Annotated in this window: 18 protein-coding genes; 10 read left to right on the top strand and 8 right to left on the bottom strand. The window is 51.2% G+C overall.

Features of this window, described 5'->3' with window-relative positions:
- Window positions 1-36: 36 nt before the first annotated feature.
- The 4 genes from NT073_RS06685 to NT073_RS06670 all read right to left on the bottom strand — a co-directional run bounded on the left by NT073_RS06685 (window position 37) and on the right by NT073_RS06670 (window position 4,408).
- Complete coding sequence (locus tag NT073_RS06685; protein WP_297370677.1) at window positions 37-1,680, bottom strand: hypothetical protein; 1,644 nt, start codon at window positions 1,678-1,680, stop codon at window positions 37-39.
- Window positions 1,661-2,239 (bottom strand): sigma-70 family RNA polymerase sigma factor, encoded by a 579-nt coding sequence (locus NT073_RS06680; RefSeq protein ID WP_297370674.1) that lies wholly within the window; start codon window positions 2,237-2,239, stop codon window positions 1,661-1,663. The genes NT073_RS06685 and NT073_RS06680 overlap by 20 nt, the downstream gene beginning before the upstream one ends.
- A gap of 74 nt (window positions 2,240-2,313) precedes the next feature.
- A complete protein-coding gene (locus NT073_RS06675) occupies window positions 2,314-3,159 on the bottom strand; it encodes a hypothetical protein (protein ID WP_297370670.1) in 846 nt (281 codons plus the stop codon).
- A gap of 100 nt (window positions 3,160-3,259) precedes the next feature.
- Window positions 3,260-4,408 carry a phosphatase domain-containing protein gene (locus tag NT073_RS06670; protein ID WP_297370667.1) on the bottom strand — a complete coding sequence of 383 codons (1,149 nt, stop codon included), beginning with the start codon at window positions 4,406-4,408 and terminating at the stop codon, window positions 3,260-3,262.
- Between the two features lie 189 nt (window positions 4,409-4,597).
- On the opposite strand from NT073_RS06670, the gene NT073_RS06665 reads away from it, so the two are divergent.
- From NT073_RS06665 to NT073_RS06635, 7 genes are all read left to right on the top strand, one after another.
- Window positions 4,598-4,966, top strand: a complete 369-nt coding sequence (locus NT073_RS06665; RefSeq protein WP_297370664.1) for a Rid family detoxifying hydrolase — start codon at window positions 4,598-4,600, stop codon at window positions 4,964-4,966.
- A 97-nt stretch (window positions 4,967-5,063) separates the two neighbouring features.
- Window positions 5,064-6,593 carry a glutamate--tRNA ligase gene (gene gltX / locus NT073_RS06660; protein WP_297370661.1) on the top strand — a complete coding sequence of 510 codons (1,530 nt, stop codon included), beginning with the start codon at window positions 5,064-5,066 and terminating at the stop codon, window positions 6,591-6,593.
- A 142-nt stretch (window positions 6,594-6,735) separates the two neighbouring features.
- Window positions 6,736-7,026 (top strand): hypothetical protein, encoded by a 291-nt coding sequence (locus NT073_RS06655; protein WP_297370658.1) that lies wholly within the window; start codon window positions 6,736-6,738, stop codon window positions 7,024-7,026.
- Window positions 7,027-7,156: 130 nt separating this feature from the next.
- The gene (locus tag NT073_RS06650) at window positions 7,157-7,936 is read left to right on the top strand and encodes a TIGR00266 family protein (protein WP_297370655.1); all 780 of its coding nucleotides are present in this window, start codon (window positions 7,157-7,159) and stop codon (window positions 7,934-7,936) included.
- 282 nt (window positions 7,937-8,218) lie between these two features.
- Window positions 8,219-8,509 (top strand): hypothetical protein, encoded by a 291-nt coding sequence (locus NT073_RS06645; protein ID WP_297370652.1) that lies wholly within the window; start codon window positions 8,219-8,221, stop codon window positions 8,507-8,509.
- A 143-nt stretch (window positions 8,510-8,652) separates the two neighbouring features.
- Window positions 8,653-9,240, top strand: a complete 588-nt coding sequence (gene gldD / locus NT073_RS06640; RefSeq protein ID WP_297370649.1) for a gliding motility lipoprotein GldD — start codon at window positions 8,653-8,655, stop codon at window positions 9,238-9,240.
- A 78-nt stretch (window positions 9,241-9,318) separates the two neighbouring features.
- Window positions 9,319-9,747: a cytochrome c gene (locus NT073_RS06635; protein WP_297370646.1), complete on the top strand. Its 429-nt coding sequence runs from the start codon at window positions 9,319-9,321 to the stop codon at window positions 9,745-9,747.
- A gap of 139 nt (window positions 9,748-9,886) precedes the next feature.
- Here NT073_RS06635 and NT073_RS06630 read toward each other — a convergent pair whose 3' ends face one another.
- The gene (locus tag NT073_RS06630; protein WP_297370643.1) at window positions 9,887-11,497 is read right to left on the bottom strand and encodes an acyl-CoA carboxylase subunit beta; all 1,611 of its coding nucleotides are present in this window, start codon (window positions 11,495-11,497) and stop codon (window positions 9,887-9,889) included.
- A gap of 285 nt (window positions 11,498-11,782) precedes the next feature.
- Between NT073_RS06630 and NT073_RS06625 the strand changes: the two genes are divergently transcribed.
- On the top strand, window positions 11,783-14,890 hold the full coding sequence (locus NT073_RS06625; RefSeq protein WP_297370637.1) for a glycosyl hydrolase: 3,108 nt from the start codon (window positions 11,783-11,785) through the stop codon (window positions 14,888-14,890).
- Window positions 14,891-15,114: 224 nt separating this feature from the next.
- Here NT073_RS06625 and NT073_RS06620 read toward each other — a convergent pair whose 3' ends face one another.
- The 3 genes from NT073_RS06620 to NT073_RS06610 form a co-directional block, all read right to left on the bottom strand.
- Window positions 15,115-15,519: a hypothetical protein gene (locus NT073_RS06620; RefSeq protein WP_297370634.1), complete on the bottom strand. Its 405-nt coding sequence runs from the start codon at window positions 15,517-15,519 to the stop codon at window positions 15,115-15,117.
- Between the two features lie 126 nt (window positions 15,520-15,645).
- Entirely contained in the window at window positions 15,646-16,641 is a 996-nt protein-coding gene (locus tag NT073_RS06615) for an MlaD family protein (protein WP_297370631.1), read from the bottom strand.
- Between the two features lie 144 nt (window positions 16,642-16,785).
- Window positions 16,786-17,628, bottom strand: coding sequence for an N-acetylmuramoyl-L-alanine amidase (locus NT073_RS06610; RefSeq protein WP_297370628.1), 843 nt, complete (start codon window positions 17,626-17,628; stop codon window positions 16,786-16,788).
- Between the two features lie 94 nt (window positions 17,629-17,722).
- On the opposite strand from NT073_RS06610, the gene NT073_RS06605 reads away from it, so the two are divergent.
- Entirely contained in the window at window positions 17,723-21,349 is a 3,627-nt protein-coding gene (locus NT073_RS06605) for a putative LPS assembly protein LptD (RefSeq protein WP_297370625.1), read from the top strand.
- Window positions 21,350-21,394: 45 nt separating this feature from the next.
- Window positions 21,395-21,643 carry a hypothetical protein gene (locus NT073_RS06600; RefSeq protein WP_297370622.1) on the top strand — a complete coding sequence of 83 codons (249 nt, stop codon included), beginning with the start codon at window positions 21,395-21,397 and terminating at the stop codon, window positions 21,641-21,643.
- Window positions 21,644-21,705: the final 62 nt, after the last annotated feature.

Raw genomic sequence — 21,705 nt, 5'->3', positions numbered from 1 at the left:
TTACCAGCCACGTCAGGCTTGTTCGTGCGTGTTGTTTTAAAGTTTATAGCGAATCGAGAAAAAAGTACCGGTACTGAGCAGATCAATCTTAAAAAAACCAACCCCTTTCAATGGCATTTTTATGAAAGGTTCTACCTGCCACGACAGGCGTTTTGTTAAGGCCCGCTCGTAGCCAACAGACAGGTTCAACTGGCTAAGGCCATAACCACCGGTGCTGTAGCTAGCTTCTTTTTTCACATTGTAGGTGTGGGGAGGATAGTTAAATGTATAATCCTCTTTTTTGATGTAGTAGCTTGTTACGCCACCGGATACGAACCATCGGCTCGGTGGCAATCCACTGGTCCGCGGACGAAGCGAAAAGTCATAGCGGATATTGATCGGAATGTCGAACATAGTACACTGCCCATCAATACTGAGCGGTTTCACAATGGTTCCTCCATTATTCCAGGTGCCCTGTGGGGCGGTATACTCCGAACCCAGTGCACTATAAATCTTCGTACTCTGAATTATTCCGGCCTGCACACTCCAGCGCGAAGCCAGCCGGTATTCCAGATACACGCCTACGTTGGTACCAGGCCGGGTAAAGTTCTTCAACCCTACCGAACTCAAATCGGGTGCTACGGCAAACCGGATACTCAGACCACGCTGAACCGGCGACGCTGTGTTAACCCGCTGCGCAACCGTATCCGGTTGAGGCTTCTCAACCCAATCTCGACCCGTAAAAGGCAGATTTTTAGGCCATTTGGCGGGCCGGATTGCCAATTCGTTAATAACTGACAATCCGGCTGCCTCTGCCTGAACTCCATTAGGTTGGTTGGTATTTTCAGTTGTGTTGGCACTCGTACCGGTAACTGGTTCCCGATTTCTCCTGAACGGCGGTTTGCCGACTGATGCGCCAGAAACCAACGTCGGATCGTTACTGGCCACAGGCGTTACAGCACGATCTGTACGGCGAACGTTTGTCTGCTTCCGGTTCAGGAGTCGTTCCATTGCTAATGTCCCCGTCCGTTGTCGGGCCATCTTCGTACGCGCTGCTCTGGCCAAGACGCTCTTAGAAGGTACGCCCCGGTCATGTACGTTTGTTGCGCGATCCGTATCGGTTCGATCAAGTTTCAGTCCATACGCAATCTTCTCCTCACCTGTTGCATTCGGTGTCGTTGGCGTTACCTTGTTTACCGTTTCGACTGATGATTTAGTCGGGTTGCGGCTTTCCGGCTGACCATTGGTATCGGCCAAGTCGTTGACTGACTGTTTCGGGCTGGTCGATTGAGGACCTGGCTTTGCTTCCCGTGCCTCAGTCCCATCGGGCGTCGTTTGCGCGGAGTCGTTTTTCAACACGCGTGATTCCACCGCCCGACCCGGCCGTGGCTGCGTTTTATTCGATTCAGGGCCTGCTGCTAATGGCGGTAAGATAACAGCTACTACAGACGATGAGTCATTGTCTTTCGTAACACGACGATAGGTGTACAGGCTTCCTGTAAGCAGGAACAAAAACAGCCCCAAAACCAAACCCCATCGGAGAATATTCTTCCAAAGTGGCGTTTTACCGGGCACCGTCCGATCGTTCGTATCCAGCCGGGACTTCATATCCTGCCAGGCGGTCGGATCAAACGGAGGATCAAACTCTTCAGCCGACTTTCTGAAGAGCCCGTCCAATTGGTCATCGGTTAGCTCTGACATACTCATCGTTGTTTAAGCGTTTTAGCAACACGCGCAGGTTTTCCCGTGCCCGGGCCAGGTTCGACTTCGACGCGCCTACCGAAATGCCGAGTTGCCCGGCTATTTCATCGTGCGTGAATCCATCCATAACATACAAATTAAATACTAGCCGGTAGGCCGGTGACAGCCGCTGAATCAGGCCCATCAAATCTTCGTATGCCAACTGCCCAAAGGCATCAGCCGATTCCGAAGCCACGGTCTGTTCAATGTGTTCTACGTCTTCGTGGTGATGATGACGCACCTCCTGCCGGTAGTGATCTATAGCCGCATTGATTAAAATACGGCGAAGCCATCCTTTAAACGGCTGCGCCGAATCGTACTGATCCAGTCGTGTAAATACTTTCAGAAATCCATCGTTCAGTACTTCCAAAGCTCCCTCACGAGTGGGCGCATAACGTAAACAAATACTCATGGCATACCCATAAAACTGCCGGTACAGCAGTTCCTGACTTCTCCTGTGGTTGCGCAGGCAGCCAGCAAGCAGGTCGTTCAAGGCGGGTATGTTCGGTGCGTTGGACAAAGTAACCTGGTTGTAAATGCCACTTGTGGCGGCTTGTCAGTCAATCAAAATTTCCCCTCTTCAGAAGATACTTATCAATTGGGTGCCACGGGCGAGGTTGTATTTACCACTGGCCACACACCCGGCCTTGGTACGCTTACGCCTAATGTTTTACCTCTGATGCTCTGATCCGGACCAAAATAATAGAGCGGCCACCCTTTGTACGTCAGTTGTGTTTTGCCCACCGCTGTAATGATTTTGAAGTCACTCTTGTCCAAAAGAGACGGTACTTCACCAATCGTCGGCGTTATGAAGATGGGCCAGGTGGCATCGTTACTCAAATCCGCTTTTGTATACTTGTTCACATTGTTCTTATCAAACGCGTAGGCATACAGCGTACGCCCCACACTATCGACTAAAAACAGCGAATTGCCGGTGCCTTCTTTTGTATCAAATGTATAATTTTTGCCGTCGTTACCAACAAGTTGTTTCGAAGCGAGCATAACTGTATAGTTGGTTTTGGCAGCCATCCACACGCTACCCACTTTATCGCCATTGACATCACCCGCTTTGGCGTCGTTTTTGAAGTAATAGAGTGGCCAGCCTTTGAATGTGGTCTGCTTGCTGCCATCGGCCCGCGTAATGACCGCAAAATCCGTTGTCTTCAAACCGGTCCCTAAAGTAAGCGTGGCTGTTTCCTTGTAAAAAATGGGCCAGTTGTCCTTGCAAGTGCCTGTGCAAGTTCCGTCTCCGGCCACATCCCCTGCGTAAAAATAAAGGGTTTTACCACCCTCACCGGTCATGATGTTACCAACAGAGGAAGCTGTAATGGAAACATCTGGCGAAACAATAGCCGGATTATCTCCATTGCAACCAAGCATGGCCACAGCCATCAGGAGCATTGCCAGGAAAGACGGACTGACGTAAACGATTCGTTTCATTTTATCAACTGTGTTTAAAGATGGAAAAAGAACAGTTGAACCGGTTCGTTCGTCAATACGGAAGGGTATCGAAACAGGTTGCGTCGGCGCTTAAAAAAAATCAACTCGCTTCATCGGCACGGCGGTCGGCCCGGATTTCGGGTATAGTATCGGGGTCGATCAGACCGAGCGATGCCGCATGTTCAGCAGCTTCCACCGTATCGGCAACCAGCAGCATGGGCACCTTCTCGGCCTGAGTAGTTCGGATGAGTTCGCGAACCGATTCGTCGCGCTGGTCAGGTGTTACATCGCGAATGTACACCGCCAGTATACGGCCCGGATTTTCACGCACTACCTGCGAATAAATTTCAGGGTCCTGCTGGCCGCTGTCGCCAATGAGTACGAACGGGAGTTGCGGATTTACGTCCAGCACTTTCCGAATCATGGAAAGTTTGTGCGTATGGTGACCCTGAGACGATAACAGCTTGGCGCTGAGGTCGAGGTCGCGCAGTAGAATGGGACCTTTTGGTATGCCCTGAATACGAAAAAAATCGACTAGCAGATCGTACAGATTCCAGGGACTGCTCGATACAAAATAAATGGGATTAAACAGGGTCGTTACCGGACCACTCTGCAAAGCCCGATAAAAAGCCGCGATGCCCGCAAAAGGCAGGCGGGTGTAGGCATTGCCCAGAAACGTAAGTTTGGCCGTCTGGATCAGGTTGGTGGCATCCGTAACGAGCACCGTATCATCAATATCCGAAATAACCCCAAACTGGCTGTAAGGGGGTGAAATCATCAAATGCCCTTCTTTGACCACCGGGCCATGCTCCTCATTGAGTTCAGTTGCCGGTTGCTTAATACCATCCAGCGAGTAACGAACCGGAAACCAGGCCCGCCCGGGTGGCAGATCATTCGGTGGGTTAACCGTCACCTGAAAATAGCCATCGCTGTCTGTTACGGCGGTGTAAGCCTGCCCGAAGGCCTCAATACGAACGGTTACCCCCGGCACTTCGCGACTCCCGAATCGTTGGTAGGTTGCCAGCAGGTTTTGCCAAAAGGTATCCCGGTCGCTGGGGGTGCTCAGGTCTCGCTGGCGTAAAACCCGGCCCGTTAGCCAGACTGCCGTTGGGCTGCCGAAGCCCCGGTAATAGATGATACGATACGGTTTGCTGGCGTCGAGTCGCCCAAAAAGGCGATTCTTCAAGCGGTCGAACTGGGTTTCGGCATCAGCCGTCGTACTCGTTAACAATTCATTCCAGAAAGCCATAAGCAGCTAAAATCAATGGGTTTTCGATGCCGACTACCGTTTTTGGCGAAGATGATCGCCCGATTTTCGGCCATCCGGGGGTTTAGTGATAACTTGCGGGCAATTTACCTGTCAGCACGCAGGTAGACGCAGTTTGTCTTTCCTTCGACTACGCTGTCTGTTGCTGCAGACTACTCATTCTTAAAAACCATGAGCAAACAAATTGTTTATACCGACGAAGCACCAGCTCCTATAGGCCCTTATAGCCAGGCGGTTAAAATTAACGGAACGTTATTCGTTTCAGGTCAGGTTGCCATCGAACTGTCTACCCAGGGCAATATTCAGGCCGAAACCCAAAAGGTGATGGAGAACATCGGGGCTATTCTGAAAGCAGCCGGCATGGATTATCCTAACGTGGTCAAGAGCAGTATTTTCGTGAAAGACATGAACAACTTCGCGGCTATCAATGAGGTGTATGGCCGGTTCTTTACCGAAAATCCGCCCGCCCGCGAAACTGTAGAGGTAGCCCGCCTGCCTAAAGATGTTAACGTAGAAATTTCTGTAATAGCTGTCCAATAGTGAATGGCGAAAGAGTGAAAGAGTGGCTGACGCGTCAGCGATCTTATGCGCCATTCGCTCTTTCACTCTTTCGTTCTTTCACTCTTTACATACTCTCATGTCAAGACCCGTTCGCGTTCGTTTCGCGCCTAGTCCTACCGGCCCGCTGCACATTGGCGGAGTGCGTACTGCGCTGTATAATTATTTATTTGCCCGAAAAATGGGCGGAAAAATGCTCCTGCGTATCGAAGATACCGACCAAAACCGCTTCGTACCGGGTGCCGAAGAGTACATTCAGGAGGCCTTAAAATGGATCGGCATCGAGATTGACGAAGGCCAGGGTCCTGGTGGCCCACATGCACCCTACCGCCAGTCGGAACGAAAAGAAATTTACCAGAAAGAAGCCCAGCGGTTAATCGACGAAGGCAAAGCCTACTATGCCTTCGATACGGCCGAAGAACTGGACGCCATGCGCAAACGGCTCGAAGAAGCCAATGCACCGGCGGCTCAATATAACGCCATTACCCGGATGCAGATGCGCAACTCGCTCACCATGAAGCCCGAAGAGGTGAAGGCACGCATGGACGCGGGCGACCCGTTTGTGATTCGACTGAAAACGCCCCGCAAAGAGGAAGTTCGGCTGAACGACCTGATTCGGGGTTGGGTAAATGTGCATTCGTCGGCCATCGACGACAAAGTGCTGCTGAAGTCAGACGGCTTACCAACTTATCACCTTGCCAACATCGTGGATGATCACCTGATGGAGATTACGCACGTAATCCGGGGTGAAGAGTGGTTGCCCTCCGCCCCCCTACACGTGTTGCTTTACCGCTATTTGGGCTGGGAAGACACCATGCCGCAGTTTGCTCACCTGCCGCTGCTGCTCAAGCCCGAAGGCAATGGCAAACTAAGTAAGCGCGACGCCGACCTCGGTGGTTTCCCGATCTTCCCGCTTCAGTGGACCGATCCGGTTACGGGTGTTACCGCGCGCGGTTTCCGGGAAGATGGCTACCTGCCCGAAGCCACCATTAACTTCCTGGCGCTACTGGGCTGGAACCCCGGCACCGAGCAGGAGTTGTTCACGATGGATGAGTTGATTGCGAGTTTCGACCTCACGCAGGTACACAAAGCTGGTGCCCGTTTCGATATTCAGAAAGCACAGTGGTTTAACCACCAGTACATCCGCCTGCAACCCGATGCAGCCCTGGCCCCCACGGTTCAGCAACAGGCCGAAGCGGATGGCTTTAACTGTTCGCTGGAGAAAGCAGAGAAAATTGCGGCCCTGCTCAAAGGACGCGTCAATTTCGCGCACGAAATCTTCACGGAAGCCGGTACGATTTTCAACGCGCCAACGACCTACGACGAAGCTATTGTAACCGCCAAATGGAACGACGATGCCAAAAAGGCCGTCGCCGTTTTCAGGGATGCGCTGCAAATGTTCAACGGTGCATTTATGGCCGATGAAATTAAGCACACCCTGGGCGATGCCATGCAGCAGGCGGGTATCAAGCAGGGTAAAATCATGCAGGCGATGCGGCTGGCCCTGACGGGTTCCGGCGCTGGACCGGACCTGATGCTGACGATGGAAATCATTGGCAAAGAAGAAACGTTAGCTCGGCTGGAAAAAGCGTTAACTACGCTGGGATAAGACTGATACTGATTGTAAGCTGGCGCAGGCAAATGCCTGCGCCAGCTTACAATCAGTAGAATCCATCTAATTTTAAACTTATACGCCAGACGTAGGTTTCCGTCTTTGAGGCCTTATAGGTTTATACTAAACCGCAAATCTTATGGCAAAGAAAAAAACCAACCCCGACGAGAACGACAAGCCGCGCGTTCATAAAGAACTGGAAGGCTTCGACATTCAGATAAACTCCTTCGGCGAGATCACGACGAGTTTTGATATTGACCGGATCAATCAATTCCTGAACAAAACGGTCGACGATAAAAAGCTTCGTCACCGTACCGACCTGAATCTGAAAGGCGACCCGGATGAGGAAGAAAAAGACGATGCATCGGACGATGATCACCTGTTCGATGAGACGGATAACGATTTACCCGACGACATCAATCAACGCTAAAAAAGCCCGACCTGCCAAAACGCCCGGTCGGGCTTTTTTTGTGCCGTTTATCAGATAATCTACACCTAAACTGCGTGCCATTTATTAGTTTTCGCCCATCATTACTCGTTTAGACTAACCAGAACTCACAATGTACGCTCACGAAATTGATTACAAGATTATTGGCGAAGACATCCAGATCGTTGAAATAGAGCTGGACCCCAACGAAACCGTTATTGCCGAAGCAGGCTCGATGCTTTATATGGAAGATGGCATCACGTTCGAAACCAAAATGGGTGACGGCTCGCAGCCAGACCAGGGTTTTCTGGGTAAACTGCTACAGGCCGGTTCGCGCATGGTTATGGGCGAATCGCTGTTCATGACGCATTTTACCAACCGGGGCGTTGGCAAGCGGAAGGTGGCTTTTTCGGCACCGTACCCCGGCACAATCATGCCGATCAACATGGCGAATGTGTATGGCAATACGCTTATCGTTCAGAAAGACGCTTTTCTGTGTGCGGCTCTCGGTACGAAGCTTAGTATTCACTTCAACCAGAAAATAGGCGCTGGTTTATTTGGTGGTGAAGGGTTCATTCTGGAGAAAGTACAAAGCGACGGGATGGCCTTTATCCATGCCGGCGGTGTGGTCATTGAGCGGACGCTAAACAACGAAACCTTACGCGTAGACACGGGCTGTGTTGTTGGCTTTGAACCAAGCATCAACTTCGACATTCAGCGGGCAGGTGGCCTGCGCAGCATGGTTTTTGGTGGGGAGGGCTTGTTTTTGGCGACCCTTCGCGGCTCCGGTAAAGTTTGGATTCAGTCAATGCCAATTTCTAAACTCGTACAGCGCCTGTCGACCGGAAGCGCCCAGAGCCACAAGGAAGGCGGTTCCGTGCTGGGCCAGTTAGGAAATCTGTTTGAAGGCTGACCGCCGGGCGGCTCCGCAGGATTTTAACAAGATTTAAAGGATTTTCTTGATTGTCGCGAAAGCACTTATGGCAATTCCTTACCAATGGATACCAGTAGTTTTTGGGCTAAACGTCTTATCTTGATTGCCTCTAAACGATAAAAAATAGCGTGCCGTAAGACATTTTTAAAAAAAAAGGTGTTAACCACAAAAATAAGTTTTGGATTTGGGGACGCTTCTGCTGTAATCAGCAAAATCCTTTAAATCTCTTTAAAATCCCGGCCGCATTGGCGGTCCAATCAGATGGAAGTTATTTGCACAAACGACAATTTTCCGGCCCCAGTGTTGGCTTTCTATGCTGAGTTTGGTATACAAACGCCAAAGCGTGACCAGATGTACACAATCCGGCAGGTAAAACGCCATACAACTGGCGATACGGGCGTATTACTGAACGAAATCAAGAACCCCGATGTGCCGGTAAAACACCCGGTTATGGGCGAAGTTTGGTTTGAACCTACCTTCAACATCAACCGGTTTGCTACCCTGATGGGCCAGCCGGTTATGAAGGAAGAACTGGAAGATGTAAATGCTTAATTGATCGTCGTATAGACTTTGCGCATAGCCCGGCACGAAATGGCCGGGCTTTTGCGTTTAGATGTAGCCTGGACGGCCACGTCCGGGTAGCTAAATTCATGACTTTTCAACCCGGACGTGGCCGTCCAGGCTACATCTAAACTGTGATAAAATACGCACTTATTCTGCTGACCGGCCTGGTTTTAGCCGCTTGCGGCAGCGACTCATCCGACAATTACGTGCCTAAGCCGAAGGGCTACCCCCGGTTCGATCTGCCCGCGCCAACCTACAAGCTGATCGACCCGACGCACCCGTATCAGTTCGAGTACAATTCTGTTGCTAAAATCCTGCCCGATACCTTCGCCCGGTCTGAACCACACTGGATTTTTGTTTATTACCCCATGCTCAAGGCCAGCGTTCAGCTGACGTACAAGCCCGTCCTCAACGATATGAAACGTCTTAGGGCTATGCTCGACGACTCTTACAAGCTGGCAGCCCGACATAAAATAAAAGCCTCGGTGTTTGAAGAACGCAAAATCCACCTGAAGTCAGGTCTGGAAGCCAGCGTCATTGATCTGGCCGGCGAGGTACCCAGCCAGGTGCAGTTTATCACGACAGACTCGACCACGCATTTTCTCCGGGGCGCTCTGTACTTTAACACCGCTACCCAAAACGATTCGCTACAACCGGCCATTCAGTACATCCGCAAGGACATTATGCACATGCTGAATACGCTGAAATGGCGTAAGTAGACTGTTTGACCGATACCTGACGCCATCTCTACAACCATTCGTTACCCCAACCCGTTATTCAGAAAACATTATCCTAAAATGAAATTACTCGCCACGTTATTCCTCTGCCTTTCGCTTTCCAGTGCTATCGCTCAAACGAAGAAATCAGCAACGAAAGTAGCCGCCAAACCAGCCGTTGCAGCCACTAAAACGCCCGGACAGCTCATTTATGAACAAAACTGCCTGACCTGTCACCAAGCCAATGGCTCTGGCGTACCGAACCTCAATCCGCCTTTACGCGGGACAGACTGGGTGCTGGGCGATAAAACCCGGTTGATCAATGTACTGCTGAAAGGCTTGCAGGGTCAGGAAATAGAAGGCGATATGTACGACAATGCCATGCCCGCCCACGACTTCCTGAACGACACCCAAATTGCCGATGTACTCACTTACATCCGAAGCAGCTTTGGCAACAAAGCCGAAGCGGTCACTGCCGAGGAAGTGAAGGCCGTACGGGCGGTGAAGTGATCTGTGAACCAAACAGTTTCTAGCTGTTTAAGCGATTGATTGTTAAGAAGTGCCCTTCATCTTACTAATCGCAATAACCTGTTTATAATCCAATTAGCCTTCAGCTCAAACAGATGAAGGCTGTTTGGCACCTAACTACTTACGTCTGAATTATCCCCACCGAAAAACGCTTCGTGATGGGTGCATGGTTAGCCGCCGAGATACCTTCTGACAGGATCTTTCGGGTATCGATCGGGTCGATGATGGCATCAACCCAGAGCCGGGCCGCTGCGTAATAGGGCGAAAGCTGGGCATTGTACTGATCAGTAATTTTGTCCAGTTGTGCCTGTTCTTCTTCGGAGGTCATGGGCTGACCTTTCGCTTTCTGAGTGGCCACCTGAATTTGCAACAAGGTTTTAGCGGCCGAGGCTCCACTCATCACCGCCATCTGCGCCGTGGGCCAGGCGAGCATCAGTCGGGGGTCATAAGCTTTGCCGCACATGGCATAATTACCCGCCCCGTAGCTGTTGCCGATCACCACCGTAAACTTGGGCACAACCGAATTCGCCATCGCGCTGACCATCTTGGCACCGTCTTTAATAATCCCCCCCTGTTCTGCCCGACTTCCGACCATGAAGCCCGACACATCCTGCAAAAACACCAGCGGAATCTGTTTCTGATTGCAGTTCATAATGAACCGGGCGGCTTTGTCGGCGGCATCGCCATAAATAACCCCGCCCATCTGCATCTCCGTTGGCTGTCCCGTCTTCCCTTTAGCCTTCACCACTTTTCGCTGATTGGCCACGATACCCACTGCCCAGCCGTCGATGCGGGCATATCCGCAAATAAGCGATTGCCCATAACCGGGTTTATACGCATCGAAGGCCGAGTTATCCACAAGTCTATCCACAATTTCCTGCATATCGTAGGGTTTTACCCGATCGGCGGGTAGAATTTGGTAGATGTCAGCCGAATTCTTTGCGGGTAACGCAGGTTCAGCCCGGTCGAAGCCGGCAGTTGGGCGCTGCCCCGTTTTATCGAAAATACGCTTGATTGCATCGAGACAACTCTTATCGTCCGGGTATCGGTTGTCAATCACGCCGGAAATATCGGTATGCGTAACAGCCCCGCCCAGCGTTTCGGCATCGACCTCTTCACCAATCGACGCTTTGACCAGATACGGACCCGCCAGAAATATGGACCCGGTCCCTTCCACAATCAGCGCTTCATCGGACATGATGGGCAGGTAAGCTCCCCCGGCTACGCAGCTGCCCATCACAGCCGCCACCTGCAAAACACCCATCGCTGAGAGGTGCGCATTGTTGCGAAACGTCCGCCCAAAGTGTTCTTTATCGGCAAATACCTCGTCCTGCAACGGCAGGTAAACCCCCGCGCTATCGACCAGGTATATAATGGGCAACTGGTTCTCCATCGCAATTTCCTGCGCCCGGAGGTTTTTCTTGGCGGTGATGGGGAACCAGGCACCCGCTTTCACGGTGGCATCGTTCGCCACAATAACACACTGCCGCCCTGATACGTAGCCAATCCCTACGACAACCCCACCCGATGGGCAGCCTCCATGTTCTGCGTACATGCCCTCACCCGTGAAGAGGCCGATTTCGACAAAAGGTTTATCGTCATCAATGAGGTAGTCAATGCGTTCGCGGGCGGTCAGTCTACCCTTTTTGTGCTGGTCATCTATTTTCTTTTGTCCACCACCAAGTTGAGTTTGGGCAGACCGTTGGGCGAGTTCGTCGAGGAGCGTTTGCATGAATGAAGGCGAAGTGTAGCCATGTAGGCAAGTAAAAAACCCTAAAGTAAGTGAGTTGTTGCCATCTCAAAAATGAGCGTATCAAAACCATCTGGCGCAATTCTATTCAGCGCATACACTAACCACTAATCTTATTTGGCTTTTCATCTAATTTTCAGAATTATATAACGAAATGGAAAATGACTGCTGGTTAAATTATAAGCAATCACTATGTTTGATGAAATAACCAAAAACAGCCGTTTGATGAGTTATACGCAGCCGGATACGCTAAAAATCTATTCTTCTATGCATAAGTCTTTCCTTTACTTTTTTCTGACGCTATTTGTTAACCAGCTTGCCATAGGTCAGGCAACAAAAGCACAGGCAACGGTTTCTCTTGAGCCAGCGACTTATGAGGGTTTACGTTGGCGGGAGTTGGGGCCATATCGCGGAGGCCGTTCTTGTACGGTTACCGGCGTACCCAACAACCCCAATCTGTATTACATGGGTACCGTGGGTGGTGGGGTCTGGCGCACAACCGATGGCGGTCAGACCTGGGGAAACCTCACCGATAATTATTTTGGCGGCACCATTGGCGCGGTAGCCGTTGCCGAAAGCGACCCCAACGTCATTTATGTGGGGGAAGGGGAGCAAACCCTACGTAATAACGTAGCTTCGGGTGCCGGTATGTGGCGCTCCACCGATGCGGGCACAAGCTGGAAACGCATCGGCCTGACCGATTCAAAACACATTGCCCGCATTCGGATTCACCCCAAAAACCCGGATGTAGTTTACGTAGCGGCTATGGGCAACCTCTGGAAACCCAACGAGATGAGGGGTATCTTTCGCAGCACCGACGGGGGACAGACCTGGAAAAAAGTGCTGTACATTAATGACCAGGCGGGGGCTGCCGATTTGATGCTCGACCCAAATAACCCCCGCATCATGTATGCCAGCACCTGGAACATGAAACGCAACGGCTACCGCATGGACAGCGGTGGTCCCGACTCCAAACTCTGGAAAAGTACCGACGGGGGCGACACCTGGGAAAACCTATCCGATAAACCGGGGATGCCGTCGGGAATTAACGGCATCATTGGCGTAACCGTTTCGCCGAAAAACTCCAGCCGGGTGTGGGCCATCATCGAGAATAAAGACGCTGGTGGTGTTTACCGCTCCGATAATGCTGGCAAAACCTGGGCCAAAATCAATCAGGATCGTGCATTGCTGCAACGGGCCTGGTACTACTGCCGCATTTACGCCGACTCGCAGAACGAGGACATCGTGTATGTTATGAACGTGAGTTACGGCGTGTCGAAGGATGGCGGTAAAACTTTCGAACTAAAAAATGCGCCCCACGGCGACCACCACGACCTCTGGATCGACCCCAACAACAACAAACGCATGGCCATTGCCGATGATGGGGGCGCTCAGGTTTCGACTGATGGTGGCAACAACTGGACAACCTACCACAACCAGCCAACGGCCCAGTTCTACCGCGTTTCGACCGATAACCATTTCCCTTACCGCATTTATGGTGCCCAGCAGGATAATACCAGCGTCAGGATTTCGCACCGGACGGGAAGCGCATCCGTTACCGAAAAAGATTGGGATGCGCTGGCCATTGGCGAAAGTGCCCACCTGGCTGCCGATCCGCTCAACAGCGAGGTGGTCTTTGGTGGCGACTACAAAGGGTACATGACCATGCAGGATCTGGCTACCGGTCAGGAACGGTCCACCAACATCTACCCCGATCTGCCCGCCGGTTCAGGGGCCGACGCCATGAAATACCGCTTCAATTGGAATTACCCGGTCTTTTTCAGTCCACATAACCCTAAGAAACTCTACGCCGGGTCGAACCACCTGCACGTGAGTTACACGGGTGGCGAAAGCTGGGAAGTGATCAGCCCTGATTTGTCGAGAGGAGAGCCCGAAACCATCAAGTCGTCGGGTGGGCCGATTACGCAGGATAACACCGGAGCCGAGTACTACGCCAACGTGTTTGCCGCCACCGAGTCGCCTTATACCGAAGGTGAAATCTGGACGGGGTCGGACGATGGGCTGGTACATGTGACCACGGATGGTGGCAAGAACTGGAAAAACGTAACTCCGCCTATGTCGCCGAAGTACAACATGATGAACTCAGTGGAAGTCAATCCTTTCGTAAAAGGGGGCGCCTACATCGCGGCTACGTCGTATAAGTTTGGTGATTACACGCCTTACATCTACAAAACGCTGGACTACGGCAAAACCTGGACGGTAATGACCAAAGGCATTCCGAAAGATGAGTTTGTACGCGTCGTTCGGGCTGATCCCAAGCGCAAGGGCCTGCTCTACGCCGGTACCGAGCGGGGCGTGTGGGTGTCGTTCGATGATGGCGAAAGCTGGTCGAAGCTTCAGCTCAACCTACCACCGGTGCCCATTCATGACCTGGCTATCAAGAATGATAACCTCATTGCGGCCACGCACGGCCGTAGTTTCTGGCTGATCGACGACCTTACGCCACTTCACCAGATCAAACCCGATTTGGCGGCTAAAGAGGTTATCCTGTATAAGCCAATGTCCACCTACCGCATGGCCGGTTCTGACAAGCGGGAGGCTGCTTTGGAAGGCGAAAATCACCCCAATGGCGTAATGATTCATTACTTCATCAAAAAAGCCGACCCGGCTGCCGAAGTCAAACTAGACATTCTGGAAAGCAACGGGAATCTCATCCGTTCATTCAGCAGCAAAGCCAAAGAGAAAACCGACCTGCTGAAGGTGAAACCCGGGGGCGACCGTTTCGTGTGGGATATGCGCTATCCGGGCTACAAGACCTTCCCCGGCATGGTGTTCTACGGCTCGCCCAACCTCGGCCCTAAAGCGGTACCGGGCAACTATCAGGTCAGACTAACCGTAAACGGGCAATCCCAGACCCAGCCGTTCGAGATCATCAAAGATCCTCGTTTGAAGACAACGCCGGAGGATTACCAAGCGCAATTCGACTTCCTGATAAAAGTACGCAATAAGGTAACCGAAGCTAACGAAGGCATTGTCAACCTGCGTAAGATAAAAGAGGACCTGACTTACCTGAAAAATAAAATGGGGTCTGATGAGAAAAACAAGGACATCAACGAAGTCATTAAAACGTTTGAGAATGAGCTTAAAACCATCGAGAACGACATTCATCAGACCAAAAACATGAGCGTTCAGGACCCGCTCAACTACGGTATCAAACTCAACAACCGGCTGGCGCACCTCATGAGCGAGCAGGCCCAGGGCGACTTCCGACCAACGAAACAGGGCGAAGAAGTCCGCAGTAAACTAACGCAGGAGGTAGATGCCCAATTGGGGAAACTGAAAATGACAATCGAAACCAACCTAATGCGGATCAATCAGATGGCCAAAGAAAAAGGGGTTGTGCTGGTCAACTAGCCTATGTAAGCGTGCTTTGCTGCATTGCACTGTGGAGTCCGGTTCTTAACCTGACCAGGAAGATTTCTCAAAACCTTCTGTATATATCACAAATCGGTTAAATTTTGAGAAACCTGACCAGTCGGGTTTGAAACCCGGCTCCACAGGATAGAGCCACCAGAATTATGTTAAACTGAGAAAGGACTATAGTATTGGTGACACAACCAATACTATAGTCCTTCTAACTACTTTCTGGACGGAATAGCCAGAGGTGCTTCTGTGTTCAAGTAACGAAGATTCACTTTATAATCTTCACCAGGTATCCCGATTAAGTGTTTTTCGTTGGTAGCAAGGGCTTTCACGGCTACAGTCGCATAAGCACTGGCTCCCGTCTGCTTGTCTTTAACAAAGACAATGTATTCAGCCTCTTGAGCAGGAGCGAGCAAAAACTCAGAGGCCGTGTTTGGCGGAACGACACCAGGTGTATTAAGGCCCCAGGCGTAACTATACTGACCAGATCCACCCGTCACGGTAGCTTGAATAAGCTGTTTACCTGTATTGGCGTCACTACTGATCTGCGTAGTGACCTTAACTTGAGCAAATAGGGTTGTCGAGCTGATCAAGCCCAAAAGCACTAGAAGAGTACGCATCGAATGATTCATAGTGCACCAAGTTTAGAAAAGTATAACAGTGAAAGGGGAATTTTTCTATTATATAATCATTGTGGCTGTTGCCGAAGCAGATCAGTAGATAATAAGACGGTGCTGCACTTTACTTTACCGGGTCGAATCGACCCGACTGGTCACACCCGTCGTGCTAACTGGCGTCGTTTCGGTGGTGGCAGCGGGTTTTTCTTTGCGGCCGAAGATTGAAAAATGAACGTAGCGTTTGGGGTTCTCCCGGAGGTCGGTAAGGAGTTTTTCGAGGCTGGCCGTTGTGGCATTGACGTTGCGGTACAGGGCTTCGTCCGATGCTAGTTTGCCCAGCGACCCCTCGCCTTTGTTTATCGCCCCCAGAATTTTCTGCAAATTGTCGACCGTTTTGTTGACGCTCCCCAGAGTTTGCTTCAGTTGAAGGCCTTGGAGTGAGTCGGCGAACGTATCGGCCTTGGCTAAAATCGGCTTAAGTTGTTTTTCTGTTTCGATCAGCGACGACGATAACTTATTCACATTGGCCAGCGTTGCCTGAAGGCCCGCCCGATTTTCAGAAATCGTCAAACCAAGTGTACCCACAGCGGCATTAGCACTGCGCAGTGTCTGGTTAAGCACAATGCCCGTTTGGTCGAACTGCGCAACGACGCGGTTAAGCTGATAGGTCAGCGAATCAACGTTATTCAGAACGGGCAGGGTTTTTTCCCGAATCAGCGCCGACAGACCCGACTCGTTAGCCGCGATTAACATACCTCCATCGGCAAGCTCCGGCTTGCCATAGTTAATGCCCAGCCGAATAAGTTTCCCACCCAGCAGACCATCGTCGGCCAATACAGCTCGTGTACCCTGTGTAACGACAATCCCTTTTTTAACCTCAAGTGTCACTAACAATTTGTTTTTCTGGTCTTGTAAAATCTCTATATTCTTGACCTGCCCTACCGTTAATCCGTTAATGCTAACCGGGTTAGATGCAACCAGACCATCAATATTACTATAAATAACCTGGTATTTATGCGTAGAGGAGAAGAAATCGGAGCCTTTCAAAAACCTAAATCCAAAGTAGAGCATCATCAGCGAGATGACAGCTAACAACCCTACTCTTACTTCCTTGGAAACTTTCATGTGTGTATAAAGGGGGATGGTCTGTGCTCACGGACCTGTCCGGTTGATTGACCCTATAACCAACTTTGGACTGTGTTTGTCCCGTAAAAACAGGAAAAAGCGCCAAAGGTAAAGGCAAGGGTGGCATGGTGGCTGGCAGTTTGCTTACTCTCCGGCTTCTATTTCCTGTTTGTATTGCAGGAAAGCTTTGTAAATAGCGGTCGATATTTCATCCTGCCCTTCATCCGACCGAAGATAATCTTCTTCAGTCGGGTTCGTCAGATAGCCCGTTTCAATCAGTACACTGGGCATTGTCGCTTTCCAGAGGACGATAAAACCAGCCTGTTTGACTCCGTTGCTTTTCCGATCGGCATTATGGCGAAAACTCCGTTCAATCTTTTCGGCGAAATTGATACTACTTCCCATAAATGCATGTTGGTAATTCGCCAGCATGATGGTAGCCAGTGGTGAGTTAGGATCGAAGCCTTTGTAGGTTTGCTGGTAATTTTTTTCCTGTAAGATAACCGCATTTTCCCGACGCGCCACGTCCAGATTACGCTGGGTTCTGTGCAGCCCAAGGGTATAGGTTTCTGTGCCATATACCTGGCTGCTGGAGGGACTGGCATTGCAGTGAATAGAGATGAACAGGTCGGCCCGGTTACGGTTGGCGATGGCCCCCCGCTCAATCAAATCGACAAAATGATCGGACGACCGGGTATAAATAACCCGAACATTTGGATGCTTATTCTTAATTTTCCGACCTAATTGAAGAATTAGTGACAGGTTGACGGCCTTTTCCTTTACATAACGACCATGCGTACCGGGGTCTTTCCCGCCATGGCCTGCATCGAGCACAACGGTTCGAACCTGGTTTGGGCCGTCGTTGGGGGCGATTTCCAGCTCCTTTGATCCGGCACGACGAGTAGTATCTTGTGTCAAACCAGGCGACAATTCGCCCGATGTGGTAAGAGCCAGCAAGGGCAGGATCAATAAGACCGCTGTTGTCATTATTCCGGGAGATGTTGCCGAAATACGGATACCGGTTGATTTAATAATTTTTAACGACCAAAAACGTTTCAATGCGGTAGCGGAATAACTGTTCGTGAATACCTTTGTAAGCCATAGACTTAACGGCCTTTTGGCAAATATAATTTTTTTAATAATCCTGAAAAAAGCATACTTTATTTTGTGGCCCTCGCTGATACGACCAACATGGATAAAAGCTTCGTGCTTTCTTATCTGTCTACTCTGGACGTTGACCGCGTTGGGGCAGAGCAAAGAAACGCCCCGGCAACCGTCCAAGGGCGGTTTACCCCCCGCTGGAACACCAGCTCAGCGGGTACCTGATGCCACATCCGAAACCGCCAGCGACAGCACCCCCGCTCCCCGTAAACCCGGTGGTCGGGTCGTCACCGGCCCTTCGTCCGGCACGGCAACCCTGCTCAACTCGTCTACCGGTGCCGCAGGAACCAGTCAGGAGAGCGATCTGGAGCGTCAACTTAACAACAGCTATTCAGCCCCCAACCGGCTTGGTACCGATACCAGGCAACTAAGCAAACCTTTGCCCTCGCCTGTTGCCCGCCCGGCCAGTCGGGATTCTGTTCGTTCCCGTCCGACAAAACGGGTAGCTTCAGCTCCGGCTCCGGCCAGACTTACGCCCATTCGACTCGACTCCCTCCGGTACTTACAGCCCAAACCCCTTCGTCTGGTACAAACCAGATCTGGTCTGCTACCTGTTACCGGTATTGCGGCCCGCAAAGGCATTGTTACCGCTAAGCCAACCACTCCACAACCACCTGTCCGTTTATCGGCCCGGAAGCGGGCCCGTGCGGCCAAACTCCGCCAGCAGGAAGCCATTGCCCAGCAAAAAGCGGCAGCAAAACAGGAACCCATTCAGCCCGGACTGGTATCCCCCAATATCGTTCGGCCGGAGAGCCAGACGGCTCTGAGTGCCGTAGCTGCCCAAGCCGACTCGATGCCGATGGCGGTACGCGACTCTATTGCCAACGACTCTCTTCAAAGCTCCGACTCGTTTAAGACAACGGTTAAATACCAAGCGAAAGATTCAACTTTCTATTCAGCCGATGGTCGAACGGTCGAGTTGTTCGGTGAAGCCAGCGTCGTTTATGGTGATATTTCGCTCAAAGCTGACTATATCCGGCTGAATTACCTAACGAATGAGGTCTATGCGATAGGCCGTTATGATTCAACGGCAAAGAAGCTGATTGGCCGTCCCATATTCCAGGATGGCGAAGGCAAATATGACGCCAAAGAAATTCGCTACAATTTCAAATCCCGAAAAGGGCGAATTCAGGGCGTTATTACCCAACAGGGTGAAGGCAACATCCGTGGGCAAACAGTCAAAAAAGATAATGAAGACAACCTGTATATCGGAAGAGCGATTTATACGACCTGTAATCTGGCCACTCCGCACTTTCACATCAATGCCAGTAAGTTAAAGGTAATCCATAACACGCAGGTGGTGGCTGGGCCGTTCAACCTGGTCATCAATCAGATTCCGCTGCCCATTGGGCTACCATTCGGGTTCTTCCCCTTTCCGAAGCGGAAAGAGATTGGCGTATCGGGCATCATTGTGCCGCAATATGGTGAAGAGCCTAACGGGCGGGGTTTTTATCTGCGCGACGGCGGCTATTACTGGGCGGTAAATGAACATCTGGGATTACAGTTTAAAGGACAGATTTACTCGCGGGGTAGCTGGGGACTGGGCCTTTCGTCGGCCTACAACAAACGGTACAGCTATAGCGGAAGTCTGAACCTGCAATTCAACCGCAACCGCTCCGGCGACCGGGTCGATAAGACGCAGACGCCCCGTAACGACTTTTCGTTTACCTGGGCGCACTCGCCGGTGCCGCGCGGACGAGGCAGCTTTTCGGCCAACGTGAACGTGAGCAGCAACAGTTACAACCAGTTCAACTCCTACAGCACCAGCCAGTATATTTCCAACGTGGCGGGTTCGTCGGTGCAGTATAGCCGCAGTTTCGGGCAGTATGCACGGGCGGGAGCCAACTTCCGGGTCAATCAGCAGTTTGGACAGGTAAACCAGAAAACGGGGGTTCGGGAAAACGGAAAAACCGACGTATCATCAGATTTCAACTTCGGTATCAACCAGATCTCGCCTTTTGCCCTGAAAGGCGGCTCCGGACGCTGGTACGAAAGTTTCCGGGTGGGTTTAGATGTGAGCGGGTCGATTACGGTTAACAACACCATCCGTCGGCAAATCGACACCACCGGGCTGGGCTTTCCCGTTATCACAACCATAACTACCGTAAGCACCCTGCAGCGCATTGAAGACAGTATCCGTCGGGCAAACAACATTCGATTCGGCCTTGTCGAATCAGACCCCAACCTGATCGCCTTTAGTATGCAAAATGCCAATCGAATCTGGAACAACCGGGTCGTTCAGGCGCGGTACAGCATCCCGATTTCGCTGCCCAACATCAAGCTGCTGCGATACATTAACCTGACACCCGGCTTTTCTATACAGGGTGATATTTATAGCAAGAAGCTTAACTATGTACCCCAGGAAAAGGGCGTTCGGGTAGATACAACGAAGGGCTTTTTTCCTTCCTATAACTTTTCGGTCAATGCCAGTATGAACACGCGCTTTTACGGTACGTTCTTCATTCGCAGCAAGCGCATTGAGGCCATCCGGCATACGGTGGCACCCTCCATATCGTTCAGCTACGTACCTGACTTCACCAACCCGGCCTTCGGGCAGTTTCAGGTACTCCCGGCCGTGGGCACGCTGGCAGGTTTGCCGGAATACCGTCGGACACTATCCGTATTCCGGGGCCTGGGGGGCAGTGCCGGTAGTGCATCGAGTACGCAATCGGCGTTCATTACGTTTGGTATCGTAAACCAGCTGGAGATGAAAGTCCGTACCCGCAGCGATTCGTCCGGACAGGAATTCAAGAAGATCCCGATTTTCGACAACCTGAGCATAAACGGCAGTTATAATCTGCTGGCTCCCGACTATAAGCTGTCGCCGATTGCGCTGAGCGCCAACACTCAGATATTTAAGAATATCAGCTTCAATTTCTCGTCAACCTTCGACCCGTACGCGTACCGGGCTTATGGTGGAACGGCTCAGTATTACTTCCCGACAACAACCGTAACCCCGCTTTCGTATTCGCCTTCGCTTCTGGCCGTACGCGAATACACGAATCAGGAGTACATACGGGTGCCCAGTGTGTATGCCTTCCAGGCGGGGCAGGGGCTTCTGCGCATGACGAATTTACAGGCGTACATCAGTGCCCGCTTTGCACCAAAACAGGCTGATAAAAAGAAAAGCAGCCCGAATGCTTCCGACGCTACAATGAAGGCAATCAATAACAACCCGGAGCTTTATGTGGACTTCAACATTCCCTGGTCAATGAACGTCAGCTACACTTTCGGCCTGACCAAGTTGACGCCGGTTCAGTCGCAGGTGATTCAGGCGCTCACATTAACGGGCGATCTGAGCCTGACACCCAAATGGAAGATCACGGTCAACACGGGCTATGATTTTGCGTTTAAGAGCCCGACGCTGACAACTATCGGTATCAACCGGGATCTGCACTGCTGGGAAATGGCCTTTAACTGGACACCTTATTCGGGTAATAACTTCCGGTCGGGCAACTACTCGTTCGATTTACGGGCCCGGTCTTCTATTTTGCAGGAACTTAAGCTCAGCCGTCGCCGGAGCTTCTACGACCGGGGCGGGTTTTAATTCACAAATCCGTATCTTGCCTTCCAATTCTCACCAGAAACCATTATGACTGAGCGCGATAAACAACGCCTTGATGAACTGGAAGTGAAAACGGCTTACCTGCTGCAACGGCAGGATGAGCAGGATGCCCGGATGAATCAGATTCTGTCCCGGCTCGCCTATCTGGAAGCGAAACAGTACCGGTTGATGAAAGAACTGGGTATTACACCGGATAAGCTGGACACACAGCAAACGGCTCAGGATGATGCAAAAACCATTAACCTGACCGTTATTCCGGAACAACGCTTAAATTAAACACTGAGAAACCGGCCTTACGACGCCCGCCGAAAGACCATTTCAGCTTCGTTGTTCGTTAA

Source organism: Spirosoma sp. (assembly GCF_026391055.1).
GTDB lineage: Bacteria > Bacteroidota > Bacteroidia > Cytophagales > Spirosomataceae > Spirosoma.
This window is presented reverse-complemented; position numbering and strand designations above follow the sequence as displayed.